This is a genomic window from Nocardioides soli (genome assembly GCF_014191495.1).
GTDB classification, from domain to species: Bacteria; Actinomycetota; Actinomycetes; order Propionibacteriales; family Nocardioidaceae; genus Nocardioides; species Nocardioides soli.
The window spans coordinates 125846-139407 of the sequence record NZ_JACHWR010000004.1 but is presented as its reverse complement, the minus strand read 5'-3'; the positions used below and the strand labels follow the sequence as shown (position 1 = coordinate 139407).

Genomic DNA, 13562 nt, shown 5'->3' with positions numbered 1-13562 from the left:
CTCACTCCTCCAGCGAGATCGCCGCGCGCGGGCAGGCTGCCGCGGCGCGCTTGACCGCTTCGATGTTCTCGGGTGTGGTCTCCTCGGTCTTGAGCTGGAGATAGTCGTCGTCGTCCAGCTCGAAGACATCGGGCGCCATCGCCTCGCACAGCCCGTTGGACTCGCAGAGGTCGAAGTCGACCTTGATCTTCATGGGTTCAGCCCCCTTCACTCGAATGGCCCGGGAACACGTGCGCGCTCGGGTCGAGCACGACGGCCGCGTTGTTGATCGCCGTCGCCGCCTCGCCGAAGCCGACGGCGATCAGGCGCACCTTGCCGGGGTACTCGGTGATGTCTCCGGCGGCGAAGACCCGCGACAGGTTGGTGCGCATCGAGGAGTCGACGACCACGTGCCGCTTCTTGACCTCGATGCCCCACTGCTGGATCGGCCCGAGGTCGGCGACGAAGCCGAGCGCGGCGACGATCGCCTGCGCCGGGCGGGTGGTGGTCTCGCCCTCGACGAGGATGTCGACGGACTCGACGGTGCCGTTGCCGCGGATCGCGGACACCTCGGCCTTGGTGACGATCTCGACCCGGGATGCCCGCACCGCCTCGACCGTGCGCGCGTGGGCCCGGAACGCGTCGCGCCGGTGCACGAGCGTCACGGACTGCGCGACCGGCTCCAGGTGCAGCGCCCAGTCGAACGCGCTGTCGCCGCCGCCGACGATGACCACGTCCTTCCCGGCGTACGGCTGGAAGCTCGGCACGAAGAACTCCAGGCCCCGGCCCAGCCACCCCTCACCGGCCGGCAGCGGCCGGGGGCTGAACTTGCCGATGCCGGCGGTGATCAGCACCGCCTTGGCCCGCACCTGGGTGCCGTCGTCGAGGCCGACGGTGACGCCGTCCTCGTCCTCGACGAGCGTCGAGGCGGTGCGCTCGAGCAGGTAGCGCGGCTCCGCGGTGCCGGCCTGCTCGACCAGGCCCTCGACCAGCTCGCGGCCCTTCACGGACGGGAAGCCCGCGACGTCGAGGATCTGCTTCTCGGGGTACATGGCGGTGATCTGACCGCCGAGCTCGGGCAGGGAGTCGACCACGGCGACACTCATGCCGCGGAAGCCTGCGTAGTAGGTGGCGAACAGGCCGGTCGGACCGGCACCGATCACGACGAGGTCGGACTCGACCGTGTTCACCGCTGACGAAGGATTGACTGATGACGAAGGCACGCCGCGATCCTTCTCCACTCGGGTGAACGACTCAACTATAACACGTTCTAATTTTTCCCGACTCTACTTGGTTTCGATGTCCGACACCAGCCAGCCGTGGCCGGTGCGCACCACGGTGACCAGCGCGCGGTACTGCGCGTACGCCGTGGCCGGCGCGCCGTCCTGGACCTTCTCGACGTACTGGTTGAGGAAGAGCAGCGCCTGCACCTGCCGCGGCGAGGCCTGCACGACGCCCTGGGCGACCGCCTTGACCTGCAGCTTGGTCCGCTGCTCGACGAACTGCTCCTTGATGCCGTCGGCGGTCGTGCGGTACTCCTCCGCGAAGGTGTCGGTCATCTGCTCGGTGGCCTTCTCGACCTGCGCGTCGTAGTCCTGGTAGGAGGTCGAGAGGATCTGCTCGGTCGCGCGCGCCGCGGCCTCGACCGCGGAGCGGTGGGTGAGCTCGCCGGTCACGACCGGCCGCGCGGCCGACACGGTCGGCTCGGGATCGCGGTTGAGATAGACGATCTCCCCGACGCCGATCGCCGCCAGCACCACCACGACGGCCACCAGGATCCACGTCGTACGCCGGCGGCCACCGCCCTCCGCGTCAGGGGTGGTTTCGAGGCTCGGCGCTGGCGCGCCTCGCACCTCAACCACCGGCTCCTCCGCCGGCGCGCCTCGCACCTCAACCACCGGGCCCTCGGTGGTTGAGGAAGGCGCGCTAGCGCCTGTCTCGAAACCACCCCCCGCGCCGCCGTCACCGCCGGAGGTTTCGAGGCTCGGCGCTGGCGCGCCTCGCACCTCAACCACCGGCTCTTCCGCCGGCGCGCCTCGCACCTCGTCCACCGGCTCCTCGGAGCGGCGGCCGGCGAGCTTGCGGGGACGCCCCACGGACGGGCGGGAGCCTCCTCGGCGGGGCGTGCTCATTGGACGAACTCGACGTTGTTGGTGAGCCAGTCGCCGTCCTCGAGCACCAGGTCGACCTTGAGCCGGAACTGCCGGGCCACCGGCTTGTTGTCGGTCGAGGCGTTGGCGACCGTGCCGGTGGTGGCCACGATGACCGAGGCGCTGTCGTGGTCGGTGTCGACGACGCCGGCCCAGAGCACCTTCCCGTCCATCACCGACTTCGCACGGGTCAGGATCTTGAGCACCTCCTGGGCGCTGGAGTCGTACTGCTCGGCGAACTCGCCGGTCGCACCCGCGGCCACGGCGTCGACGCTCTCCTGGGCCTTGCGGTAGTCGATGTTGACGAACGCCTCGACCTCCTGGCGCGCGGCGGCGAGCACGTCGCCGTACCGCTCCTGCTCCGCCTCGGCGTGCCGCCGGTCCGAGCGCTCCTGGGTCACCAGCACCGCACCGAAGACGCACGCGGCCGCGAGCACCACCGCGAGCGCGCCGAGCGCGACGTTGAGGCCGCGCCGCCCCGGCCGCCTCATCTGCTCACCACCGGTCCCACCAGGAGCCACTTCCATGCGTCCTCTCCCAGGATCGACAGGTTGCCCTGATCGAGGAATCGTACGGGCCGACCTCGCTTGTCGACGGCACCCTCGACGATGCCCGTGCCCGGGTCGTACGCCGTGCGGTAGAGCCGCCCTGGCGACGGGTTGCCGGGCGACCCGGGCGCGTAGTTGGAGCCGCGCATGGCGAACGGCGGACCGTCGGCGCACCGGGCCGGGAAGATCGGGCCGTCGGACAGGTCCGTGGGTGGCCGCCAGTCGCCACGCGGCCGGTAGCCGTTGGTGCACGGCGGCTGGCTGTAGTCGAGCTGCAGGTTGACGTGGCCGTAGCCGTCGCCGGGGGTGCCGGTGAAGCCGGTGGCGATCGTCCGCGGGTAGGTCACCAGCAGCTGCTCGAGCCCGTCGAGGTGGGAGACGACGACCTGGTTGACGCTGACCGCGCTGCCGAGCAGCACCGGGAGGGTCGGCCCGAGGTCGTCGAGCATGGCGTCGAGCTCGCGTGCCGTACCCGGCGTGCCGTCGAGCACGGTGCGCAGGTCGCCGTCGCTCGCGGCGAGGGTGTCGGTCAGGGAGCGCAGGTCGCGCGCGAGCGAGCGGATGTTCTCCCGCTGGCCCTGCTGGGTGTCGAGCACGCGCTCGCCCCGGTCGAGCAGCCGGATCGTCTCGTCGGTGTGCGCGGCCGCCTCGCGCACGAACTCGCTGCCGCTGTCGAGCAGCCGCTGCAGCGGCCGGCCGGTGTCGTCGAACATGGTGCCGAGCTCGCGGACCACCGTGCGCAGGCCCTCCTTGTCGACCGAGCCCACGAACTGGTCGAGCTCGACGAGCAGGTCGGCCTCGTCGACCGGCAGCGACTCGGCGGTGCCGGTGAGGGTGTCGCCGGACGCGGCGTACGGTCCGCGGTCGTCGGCCGGTTCGAAGTCGAGGTACTGCTCGCCGACCGCCGAGAGGTTGTGGACGTACATCGGGGCGTCCTTCGGCAGCTTCGTGTCGTCCTGGAGCGCGAGGTCGAGCGTGACACCCTCGGCGGTGGCGTCCATCCGGGTGACCTTGCCGATCTTCACCCCGCGGTAGGTGACCTCGCTGCCCTCGAAGAGGCCGCCCGAGGCGGGCAGCGTGGCGTGCACGGTCAGGCCGCGGCCCAGGAGCCGGTCGACCAGCCCGAGGTAGGAGCCGGCGATGTAGACGATGCCGACGGCGCTGAGCACCAGGAACGCGCCGATCCGGATCCGCAGACCGGTCATGACGGACCGCCGTAGAGGGCAGACGGGCTCGGCGGTGCCTGGCGCGGGGTGGCACCGCCGACCAGGCCGCCGACGAGGCCGTCGAGGAGGCCACCGAGCCCGTCGCCCGGGTCGGTGGGTGCCGGTGCGTCGCCGGAGCCGGTGCCTCCGGGCGGGCTCAGCAGGTCGAGGAGATCCTCCAGCAGCCCCGGTACGTCGGGTCCGGCGCCGCTCCCACTGGGCAGCGCGTTGACGACGGCGCAGACCGGGTTGGCGTCGTACTGCTTCTTCGTGCACTCCGCGAGGAGGTTCTTGAAGAGCCGCAGCTGGTCGAGAACGGCGAGGCAGGCGTCGCCGCGCAGGTCGCCGCTCTCGAGGCACTGCTGCACCTTCGGCAGCACCTCGCCGACGTCGGGCAGGACCGGCGGAAGACCTCCGCCCGGTCTGCCGTTGGGGATGACGTTCTCGAGGTTGATGTCGGCGCGGATCGAGGTGTTCGCGTAGTCGCCCCTGACGATGTCGCCGGCCTCCTTGGGGAAGGGGAAGCTCACCAGCAGGTTCAGGCCGGGGGCGAGCGAGTCGCCCGCCTCGTGCAGCCGCGCGAGCACCGGCTGCAGGTGGTCGAGCGAGGCGAGCAGGTCGTCCTTGCTGGCGCCGATCACGCGGGTGCCGACCCGGCCCAGCTCGTCGAGCGAGGAGAGCATCGAGATCAGCTCGTCGTGCTGGGCGGCGAGCACCTCGACCGCCGGTCCGGTGGCGTCGAGTGCGTCGGTGATCGTCTTCTTCTCCCGGTTCAAGGTGGCCGTCAGGTGCGCGATCGACTCCATCGCCCGGATGATGTCCTCCTTCTGGTCGTCGATCGCGCCGACCACGCTCTCGAGCGATCCGAGCAGGTGCCGCAGCCGGCCGGTGCGGCCGTCCATCACCTCGTTGAGCTCGTGGGTGATGGTGCCCAGCTGGGCGACGCCACCGCCGCTGAGCAGGAACGACAGCGCGCCGAGCACCTCCTCGACCTCCGGGTTGCGGCCGGTGGCGGCCAGCGGGATGGCGTCGCCGTCGGAGAGCCGCCCGGTCGGCCGCTGCCCGGCCGGGGCCTCGAGCGCGACGTACTTCTCTCCGAGCAGGCTGACCTGGCGGATGTCTGCGATCGCGTTGTCGGGCAGCTCGACGTCGTCCTTGACGCGCATCGTGATCCGGGCGTGCCAGCCGACCCGCTCGACATCGGTCACCTCGCCGACCGTGACGTCGTCGACCATCACCGGCGAGCGCGGCACGACGTTGAGGATGTCGGCGAACTCGGCCGTGACCTCGAAGGAGTGGTCCGCGTCGACCGGCGAGCCCGGCAGCGGCAGGTCGTAGGCACCGTCGAACCTGCAGCCGCCCGCGACCACGGCGAGGCCCACCAGGGCCATGAGGAGCGTGATGGTGCGCGGGGCCCGGGTCACGAGCGGCCTCCCATCAGAGCCCCGAGCCCGCCGGGCGCCGACGGCGAGCGCTGGGCTCCCTGCGGCCTGGCCGGCGGGATCGTCGGCACCTGGTCCTCGACCGGCTCCAGCAGGCTCTTGAACAGTCCGCAGGCGAGGTCGGCGAGGTTGCGCTGGATGCTGGCGTTCTGGACGAGCGCGCAGAGGAACCCGTCGGCGTCCCAGACGTTGCCGCTGATGCCGATGCGCGAGCCGATCGTGCCGGTCTGGTCGTTGAACGCCAGGCCCAGGTTACCGATCGCGGTCGGCGCGATCCGCAGCGCGGTGTCGAGGCTGGACTTCTCGGAGTTGATCGTCTGCATCACGCGGGTGAGCTTCTCGATGTCGGTCACCAGCGCCTCGCGGTTGTCCTTCACGAAGCCCTTCACGGTGCCGACCGCGTCGGCGACCGCCGCCAGCGCCTGGCCGATCTCGGTGCGCTCCCCCGCGAGCTGCGCGGAGACGCCCGCCAGGTCCTTGACGAAGGCCCGGACGAACCGGTCGTTCTCGGCGAGCGTCGCGGTCACCTCGGCGAGCTGCGAGACGGTCTCGAAGAGCGGGCCGCTCCCGTCGCCGAACGTCTCGGCGGCCGCCGAGAGCTCCCGGAGCATCTCGTTGCCGAGTTCGCCCTTGCCGTCGAGTGCCTTCGCCCCGGCCCGCAGGACGTGGTCGAGCGTGCCGTCGCGGTTGACGCCGTTGGGGCCGAGTGCCTCGGAGAGGTCGCGCAGGCTCGCGTAGATCCGGTCGAGCTCGACGGGCACGGCGGTCTCGGGCAGCGGGATGTCGGCCCCGTCGGCCATCGGCTCGTCGCCCTGCTGGTACGCCGGGGTGAGCTGCACGAAACGGTCGGCGACCAGCGTGGGGGTGACGATGGCGGCCTTGGCGTCGGCGGGCACGTCGTACGCCGCGTCGTACTCCAGGTCGACCCGCACCGAGTTGCCCTCCGGCACGACCGCGGTCACCCGGCCGACGTTGACGCCCAGGATCCGCACGTCGCTGCCGCGGTAGATGCTGACCGCGCGCGGGAAGTGGGCGGTGACGGTCTTGGTCTCGGTGTCGTCGTCGACCGCGAAGAAGTAGATGCCGGAGACGAGCACGAGGGTCAGCACCCCGGCGAGCACGCGGCCGGCGAAGGTGTTGAGCCGGTCGGGCAGCACGGCCATGTCAGTCCTCCAGCCTGGTCGGGACGAACTCGCCGGTCGGGATCGCGAGCAGGTTGGACGCGTAGGCGTCGAACCACGGGCCGGTGCCGATGATGTTGCTGAGGATGTCGACGTACGGGCCGAGGGCGTTGAGCGTCGCCTTGAGCTCCTTCTCCTTGGCGTTGAGCAGCGAGAGCAGGTCGTCGACCTCCTGGAGTGCGGGCCCGATCTGGGCGCGGTTGTCGGCGGCGACGCCCTTCAGCTGGCGGGCCAGGTCGCGGGCGTTGACCAGCAGCAGGTGCACGGCCTCCTTGCGCTGCTGCACCTCCTGGAAGACCAGGTCGCTGTTGCGCATCAGCGACACCAGGTCGTCGCTGCGCTTCGCGAGCACTCTGCTGACGCCCTGCGCGCCCTCGAGCAGCGCCTGGATCTGCTGGTCGCGGCCGGCGACCGAGCGCGACAGGCGGGCGATGCCGCGCAGGCTCGACTCGATCTCGGGCGCCGCCTGGTTGGTCGTGTCGGCCACGACGTCGAGCGCCTTCGCGAGCCGCTCGGTGTCGATCCGCTCCGTCGTCGTGGTCAGGTCGCCGAACACGCCGACGATGTCGTACGCCGACTCCGTGCGGTCGGCCGGGATCACGTCGTCCTCGCCGAGCTGTCCCGGTCCGGCCGGCTGCAGGTCGAGGTACTTCTCGCCGAGCAGGTTGAGCACCTCGACCGACGCGCGGCTCTCGGTGCCGAACGCCACGCCGTCGTCGACGTCGAAGGTGACCACGACCGTGTTGCTGTCCTCGAGCGCGACGTCCTGGACCCGGCCGACCCGGATGCCGCCGACCTGCACCATGTTGCCCCGGTGCAGGCCGCTGGCGTCGGTGAACTCCGCGCGGTAGGTGCCGCCGCTGAAGCCCGGGAACCGGCCCAGGTTGAACGCCGCGACCAGGATCAGCGCCATCGCGAGCAGCGTCACGGCGCCCAGCCGCAGTACCCGGGCCTCGCTGTACTTGCGCGAGGTGCTCACTCCGTCGCCTCCGCCCCGTTGCAGCGGGGTGCGGTGGACCGGAAGTCGAGGTGGTTGAGCTCCTTGATCAGCAGCTTGAGGCCCGGGAGGTCGCCGAGGCCGGCCGGCAGCGTGATGCGCCCGCTGAAGCCGCAGACGTAGTAGTTGTACCAACTGCCGTAGGTGCCGGTGCGGGTCTGGTCGCTCATCGACTCGGGGAGCCGGTCGAGCATCTCGACGACCTGGGCCCGGGACTCCTTCCGGTTCAGCAGATGGGCCAGCCGGCGCAGCTTGGCGACGTCCGACTTGATCAGCGGGCGGCCCTGCCGGAGCAGGTCGGCCACGACCACCGTCAGGTCGGAGATGCTCTCCAGCGACGACCCGATCGTCGAGCGGTCGCGGGCCAGGTCGGTCATCCAGCCCTTGAGGCCGATGACGAGGTCGTTGAGCTGGCGGTGCCGGCCGTCGATGGTCGTCAGGGTCTGGCCGAGGTTGTCGACGACCCGGCCGATCAGCCGGTCGCGGTCGGCGAGCGTGTTGGTGAGCGAGGCGGTCTTCCGAAGCAGGCCCTGCACGGTGCCGCCCTCGCCCTGCAGCACCTGCACGAGGTTGAGGCTCAGGTCGTTGACCTGCTGCGGGTTCAGCGCCTGGAAGAGCGGCTGAAAGCCGTTGAAGAGCGTGGTCAGGTCGAGCGCCGGCCGGGTCTGCGCGATCGGGAGCGTGCCGCCGGGCTCGAGCGGACGCGCAGTCCGGTCGCTGCCCTCCTCGAGCGCGAGGTAGCGGTCGCCGACCAGGTTCAGGAACCGGATCTCCGCCCGTGACGACGTGGTCAGCGGCACGTCGGCCTTGACCCGGAAGGTCACCAGCGCCTGGCTGCGGTCGTGATGCTCGACCTTCTTGACCTCCCCGACGCTCACGCCGGCGACGCGCACGTCGTCGCCCTTCTCGAGCATCGACGCCGTGCTGAAGACCGCGCGGTACGTCGTACCGGCACCGAAGCCGACGTTGCCCATGATCGCGGCCAGCAGGCCGGTCACCAGGAGCGAGACGACGGTGAAGATGCCGAGCTTGATGCCGGCGGCGATGGTGGTCGAGTTGCGCGACATCAGCGCTCACCACCGTCGGCCTGGCGGACCACCGGTCCGTACAGCAGCGACCCCAACGAGCCGAACTCGTCGGCCGGGCGCCCGGTGCGCTGGGCGAGCAGCCCGTTGACGATCTGCTGCTCCCCCGCACTGCCGGAGTAGTCGGCGCCGACCCGGTTGAGCGCGGCCCCGTTCAGGTTCAGCAGGTCGGGCAGCAGGGCCGTGGGCGGGTGCTCGTCCATGTCGCTGCCCTGGTCGAGGGCGATCGGGGGCGCCGGCACCTCCGGGTTCGGCAGGCCGAGGCACCAGGGCCCGTGGCCGACCTCGCCGTACGTCGGGCGGTCGCGCTCGTCGTAGGCGCGGTACTGCGGGGTGCCGATCTCGAGGTACTGCTTGACCTGGTTGCCCTCGAAGGTCCGGGCCAGCCGGGGTGCGTACTTCGCGGCGCCCTTGATCAGGCACGGGAACTCCGGGGAGTAGGCCGCGAGCAGCCGCAGCATCGGCTCGGTGACCTGGCCGATCCGGATCAGGTTGGCCCCGTTGTCGCGGAGGACCCCGGTGGTGGTGTCGGCGACGCCGCCCAGGTCCGCGAAGAAGGTGCCGAGCTGCTTCCGGCTCTCGACGATCGTCCGGCTCGTGGTCGTGACGTTGCCGAGCGCGGCGAGCAGGTCGGGCGCGGCGAGGTCGTAGGTGTCGGCGACGGCGGCGAGCTTGACCAGGTCGCGGCGCAGCGTCGGTAGGTGGTCGCCGATCTCGCCGAGGTAGCCGTCGAGCTCGTCCATGGTCTCGCCGAGCTGCTCGCCGCGGCCGCCGAGCGCCGTCGCCAGCGCGTTCAGGGTGGCGTTGAGGTCGGCGGGGCGCACCGACCGCAGCAGCGGGAAGAGATCGGCGAGGATCCGGCTCAGCTCGACGTTCGTCTCGACCCGGTCGGCGGGGATCACGGCGCCGTCGGCGAGCGGCACCTCCGAGGGCCGGTCGGGCAGCACCAGCGAGACGAACTTCTGGCCGAAGAGCGTCGTCGGCAGGATCTCGACGCCGACGTTCTCGGGGATCTGCTCGGCCTCGTCGGGCTCCAGGGCAACCGTGATCACCGCCTGCCTGCCGTCCTGGTCGATCGCGCGGACCTGGCCGACCAGTGCGCCGTGGAGCCGGACGTCGCCGAACCTGGCGAGCTGGAGTCCGGCCCGGTCGGCCTGGATCGTGACCGTGGTGACCTTGTCGAAGGCCTTGTTGTAGATGGCGATCGAGAGCCCGATCAGCAGCGCGATCGCGGTCAGGAAGGCGACCCCGGCGACCAGCAGCCGGACGTGCTCGCGCCGGCTGTCGTGGTGGATGTTCACGAGCATCGGTGGCCGCCTATCCCGTGATCCGCACGGTGGTGGTCGAGCCCCAGATCGCGAAGCTGAGGAAGAAGTCGGCGACGACGATCGTCACGATGCTGGTGCGGATCGCCCGGCCCACGGCGGTGCCGACGCCCGCCGGGCCACCCGAGGCGGTGTACCCGTAGTAGCAGTGGATCAGGATGACCGCGGTCGCCAGGAAGAGCAGCTTCACGAACGACCAGACCATGTCGATCGGCGGCAGGAACTGCAGGAAGTAGTGGTCGTAGGTGCCCGGCGACTGGCCGTAGATGATCGTGGTGATCAGTCGTGGCGAGAGGTACGACGCGCAGAGCGCCACGATGTAGAGCGGGATCACCGCGACGAACGCCGCCACCATGCGGGTGGTGACCAGGAACGGCAGCGACGGGATGCCCATCACCTCGAGCGCGTCGATCTCCTCCGAGATCCGCATCGCGCCGAGCCTGGCGGTGTAGCCGCAGCCGACGGTCGCGGCCAGCGCGATCGCCGAGACCAGCGGCGCGACCTCGCGGGTGTTGAAGTACGCCGAGATGAAGGCGCTGAACTTCGCGACGCCGATCTGGCTCAGTGACGCGTACCCCTGGATGCCGACCTCGGTGCCGGCGAAGAACGCCAGGAACGCGATCACGCCGACGGTGCCGGCGATCAGCGTGAGCCCGCCGGCGCCGAAGGTCACCTCGGCGAGCGTGTTCACGATCTCGCGGGGATAGCGCCGCACCGCCCGCGGCACCCAGGCGAGCGCCTTGACGTAGAACAGCAGCTGGTCGCCGTACTGCTCGAGGGAGTCGCGGCCTCCCTTGACGAAGGAGCCGCCCAGCGCACCGATGCTCGCCATGGCCTACAACCCCGGGGGTGGGACGACTTGGAAGTAGATCGCGGTGATCACGGCGTTGAGGAAGAACAGCAGCATGAACGCGACGATCACCGACTCGTTGACCGCGCGGCCGACGCCGCTGGGGCCGCCGCCGGCGTTGAGCCCCTTGTAGGCGCCGACGATCGCGGCCAGCCAGCCGAAGACCAGCGCCTTGACCATCGAGATGTAGAGGTCGTTGATGCTGGCCAGTGCCGTGAACGACGACAGGAAGGCGCCCGCGGAGCCGCCCTGCACGATCACCGTGAAGAAGTAGCCGCCGCCGATGCCGGCGCCGATCACGATGCCGTTGATCATCACCGCGACGAACATGGTGGCGACGACACGGGGCGCGATCAGCCGCTCCAGCGGGTCGACGCCGAGCACCTCCATGGCGTCGATCTCCTCGCGGATCTTGCGGGCGCCCATGTCGGAGCAGATCGCCGAGCCGGCCGCGCCGGCGATGATCAGCGCGGCCGCGATCGGCGCCGCCTCGCGGACCACGGCCAGCACGGCCGTGGCGCCGGCGAACGACTGTGCGCCCAGCTGCCCCGTCAGGTTGCCGACCTGCAGCGAGATCACAGCGCCGAACGGGATCGAGACCAGGATCGTCGGCACCAGCGTGACGCTCGTGATGAACCACGCCTGCTCCACGAACTCGCGGAGCTGGAACGGCCGGGTGAGGATCCGCCTGGTCACCTCGATGACCATCACCGCGATCTCACCGGGGCCACGGACCACCGACGCAGCGGAGAACGCCACGCTTCACCTCCCCAACTGGTCTAGACCGCCTGCAGATTAGAACGTGTTCTCATTTCGCGCAACGGGTCGAGCGCTCCCAGCTAGAACCCGTTCTCCCCGTCAACGACGCTCCTCCCCGGAGGTGACGCACCCCGGTGGCGGTCGGTGGTTGAGGTGCGAAGGCGTTCTACGCCTGAGCCTCGAAACCCGCCGCGCCCACACGGTGGTTGAGGTGCGAAGGCGTCCTACGCCTGAGCCTCGAAACCACCGTCACGCTCGGCGGCCCGCCGCTGCACGGCCGCCCGCCGCGACAGATCCGGCAGGGCGTCGTACTCGCCCCGGATCAGCGCCTCTCGCTTCCTCCGGCTCCACCCCTGGACCCGCTTCTCGTACGCGAAGGCCTGCTCGATCGAGTCGAACCAGCACGACCAGACGAGGGTCACGGGCCGCCGGCTCCGGGTGTACGTCGCCCCCAGGTCGGGGCTGTTGTGCTGCCACACGCGCGCCTCGACGTCCCAGGTGCTGCCGACGTAGTAGGTGTCGTCGGCGCAGCGGACGATGTAGGTGTACGGCACCCCGCCAGCCTCGGCCGGAGCCGTGCCCCGGGCAACCGGCGATCGCTCGCCTGTGGACGACGGTGGCCAGTCGGGTGGTTTCGAGGCTCGGCGCTGGCGCGCCTCGCACCTCAACCACCGGGACTACGGCGGTTGAGGTGCGAAGGCCGCCAGGCCTGAGCCTCGAAACCACCTCACCCGACGAGCCCGGTTCCACGGTGGTTGAGGTGCGAAGGCCGCCAGGCCTGAGCCTCGAAACCACCACTCTCCTACGATGGCCGCGTGGACAGGGAGGTGTGGTCGTCGTTCACCCGCGACCCGCGCGATCGGCAGTACCAGGCACTGCGCGCCTCCGATCAGGACCGGTCGATCCTGCTGCAGGTCCTCTCCGAGGCCTACGCCGACGGCCGGCTCGACCGTGACGAGTTCGACGAGCGCAGCGACGCCGCGCGGACGGTGCGGACCCTGGGCGACATCGACCCGCTGCTCCGCGACCTGGTGCCGGCGAAGCCGGTGCCCGGCGGCAGCCTGGTCGGCACCTCGCGGAGCGACCTGGAGCAGCTGGCCCACCAGCACTGGCGCTCGAAGCGGCGCGAGGCGGTGTTCTCGTTCGTCGGGGCGAGCACCCTCACCACCGGCATCTGGCTCGCGACCAGCTTCCGCGACGGCGGCTTCAACCCGTACTTCTTCTGGCCGGTCTTCGTGATCGTCTTCAGCCTGCTGCACCTGATCCGCACCGCGACCACCCGCCAGGAGATCGTCGACGGCGAGATCCGCCGACTGGAGCGCAAGCGCGACAAGGACCTGCGCCGGAAGAGCTGGGGCCGGTGATCCTGCGCTGGGAGACGGTGCGCACCCATCCGTCGGCCGTCCTGCTCGCGGCCCAGCTCGTCGCCGTGCTCGCCTACCCGTTCCTGGACTCCACCGCCGGGGGCCGCGCCGTGGTCGGCGTGGTGCAGCTCGGCATCGTGCTGGCCGCACTGGCCGCCGTCCGTCCGACCCCCGCGCTCACCTGGATCGCGGTGCTCTTCGGCGCCCCGGCGATGCTGATGACGATCGCGGAGGCCGTGCAGCCCGACCACGACGTGGTCGTGCTGGTCTCGGCGATCTTCCACGTGCCGTTCTACTTCTACATCTCCTACGCGATGCTCCGGTACCTCTTCCACGACGACCGGGTCACCCGCGACGAGCTGTTCGCGACGGGCGCGGCGTTCACCGTCGTGGCCTGGGGATTCGCCTACCTGTACGCCGCGTGCCAGGCTATCTGGCCGGGCTCGTTCATCGGTGCCGGCAGCGGTGACACGCGCAGCTGGTTCGAGCTGCTCTTCCTCTCCTTCAGCTCCCTCACCAGCGTCGGTCTCTCCGACGTGGTGCCGGTCCAGGCGCATGCCCGGTCCTTCGTGATGGTCGAGATGGTCGCCGGCGTCTTCTACGTCGCGCTCGTGGTCGCCCGGTTGGTCAGCCTCGCCGTGCTCCGCCAGCGATCGGACACCTAGCCTGAGCCTCGA

General features: G+C 70.6%; 15 protein-coding genes. 2 read left to right on the top strand and 13 right to left on the bottom strand.

What is annotated here, in order from left to right; translation table 11 throughout:
• Position 1: 1 nt before the first annotated feature.
• From FHU40_RS23565 to FHU40_RS23505, 13 genes are all read right to left on the bottom strand, one after another.
• The gene (locus tag FHU40_RS23565) at positions 2–193 is read right to left on the bottom strand and encodes a ferredoxin (protein ID WP_183594943.1); all 192 of its coding nucleotides are present in this window, start codon (positions 191–193) and stop codon (positions 2–4) included.
• Positions 194–197: 4 nt separating this feature from the next.
• On the bottom strand, positions 198–1169 hold the full coding sequence (locus FHU40_RS23560) for an NAD(P)/FAD-dependent oxidoreductase (RefSeq protein WP_183594942.1): 972 nt from the start codon (positions 1167–1169) through the stop codon (positions 198–200).
• Between the two features lie 96 nt (positions 1170–1265).
• Entirely contained in the window at positions 1266–1841 is a 576-nt protein-coding gene (locus tag FHU40_RS23555) for a hypothetical protein (protein WP_183594941.1), read from the bottom strand.
• A 266-nt stretch (positions 1842–2107) separates the two neighbouring features.
• Entirely contained in the window at positions 2108–2620 is a 513-nt protein-coding gene (locus FHU40_RS23550; RefSeq protein ID WP_183594940.1) for a hypothetical protein, read from the bottom strand.
• Entirely contained in the window at positions 2617–3882 is a 1266-nt protein-coding gene (locus FHU40_RS23545) for an MlaD family protein (RefSeq protein ID WP_183594939.1), read from the bottom strand. The genes FHU40_RS23550 and FHU40_RS23545 overlap by 4 nt, the downstream gene beginning before the upstream one ends.
• Positions 3879–5306, bottom strand: coding sequence for an MCE family protein (locus tag FHU40_RS23540; RefSeq protein ID WP_343058012.1), 1428 nt, complete (start codon positions 5304–5306; stop codon positions 3879–3881). Before FHU40_RS23540 ends, FHU40_RS23545 begins: the two co-directional genes overlap by 4 nt.
• Positions 5303–6487: an MCE family protein gene (locus FHU40_RS23535; RefSeq protein ID WP_183594938.1), complete on the bottom strand. Its 1185-nt coding sequence runs from the start codon at positions 6485–6487 to the stop codon at positions 5303–5305. Before FHU40_RS23535 ends, FHU40_RS23540 begins: the two co-directional genes overlap by 4 nt.
• Before the next feature lies 1 nt (position 6488).
• A complete protein-coding gene (locus tag FHU40_RS23530) occupies positions 6489–7484 on the bottom strand; it encodes an MCE family protein (RefSeq protein ID WP_252275324.1) in 996 nt (331 codons plus the stop codon).
• The gene (locus tag FHU40_RS23525; protein WP_183594937.1) at positions 7481–8569 is read right to left on the bottom strand and encodes an MCE family protein; all 1089 of its coding nucleotides are present in this window, start codon (positions 8567–8569) and stop codon (positions 7481–7483) included. The genes FHU40_RS23530 and FHU40_RS23525 overlap by 4 nt, the downstream gene beginning before the upstream one ends.
• Positions 8569–9894, bottom strand: a complete 1326-nt coding sequence (locus FHU40_RS23520) for an MCE family protein (protein ID WP_183594936.1) — start codon at positions 9892–9894, stop codon at positions 8569–8571. Before FHU40_RS23520 ends, FHU40_RS23525 begins: the two co-directional genes overlap by 1 nt.
• A 10-nt stretch (positions 9895–9904) precedes the next feature.
• Entirely contained in the window at positions 9905–10744 is an 840-nt protein-coding gene (locus FHU40_RS23515) for an MlaE family ABC transporter permease (RefSeq protein WP_183594935.1), read from the bottom strand.
• Positions 10745–10747: 3 nt separating this feature from the next.
• Positions 10748–11521 (bottom strand): MlaE family ABC transporter permease, encoded by a 774-nt coding sequence (locus FHU40_RS23510; RefSeq protein ID WP_425490218.1) that lies wholly within the window; start codon positions 11519–11521, stop codon positions 10748–10750.
• A gap of 224 nt (positions 11522–11745) precedes the next feature.
• The gene (locus FHU40_RS23505; RefSeq protein WP_183594934.1) at positions 11746–12075 is read right to left on the bottom strand and encodes a GIY-YIG nuclease family protein; all 330 of its coding nucleotides are present in this window, start codon (positions 12073–12075) and stop codon (positions 11746–11748) included.
• Positions 12076–12336: 261 nt separating this feature from the next.
• On the opposite strand from FHU40_RS23505, the gene FHU40_RS23500 reads away from it, so the two are divergent.
• Both FHU40_RS23500 and FHU40_RS23495 read left to right on the top strand, forming a co-directional pair.
• A complete protein-coding gene (locus FHU40_RS23500) occupies positions 12337–12885 on the top strand; it encodes a DUF1707 SHOCT-like domain-containing protein (RefSeq protein WP_183594933.1) in 549 nt (182 codons plus the stop codon).
• On the top strand, positions 12882–13550 hold the full coding sequence (locus tag FHU40_RS23495) for an ion channel (protein WP_343058011.1): 669 nt from the start codon (positions 12882–12884) through the stop codon (positions 13548–13550). The genes FHU40_RS23500 and FHU40_RS23495 overlap by 4 nt, the downstream gene beginning before the upstream one ends.
• The last annotated feature ends 12 nt before the right edge of the window (positions 13551–13562 follow it).

Coding starts and splice junctions, on each gene's coding strand:
- FHU40_RS23535 (WP_183594938.1), bottom strand. CDS start 6,487: ATGGCCGTGCTGCCCGACCGGCTCAACACCTTCGCCGGCCGCGTGCTC.
- FHU40_RS23565 (WP_183594943.1), bottom strand. CDS start 193: ATGAAGATCAAGGTCGACTTCGACCTCTGCGAGTCCAACGGGCTGTGC.
- FHU40_RS23525 (WP_183594937.1), bottom strand. CDS start 8,569: ATGTCGCGCAACTCGACCACCATCGCCGCCGGCATCAAGCTCGGCATC.
- FHU40_RS23545 (WP_183594939.1), bottom strand. CDS start 3,882: ATGACCGGTCTGCGGATCCGGATCGGCGCGTTCCTGGTGCTCAGCGCC.
- FHU40_RS23515 (WP_183594935.1), bottom strand. CDS start 10,744: ATGGCGAGCATCGGTGCGCTGGGCGGCTCCTTCGTCAAGGGAGGCCGC.
- FHU40_RS23550 (WP_183594940.1), bottom strand. CDS start 2,620: ATGAGGCGGCCGGGGCGGCGCGGCCTCAACGTCGCGCTCGGCGCGCTC.
- FHU40_RS23520 (WP_183594936.1), bottom strand. CDS start 9,894: ATGCTCGTGAACATCCACCACGACAGCCGGCGCGAGCACGTCCGGCTG.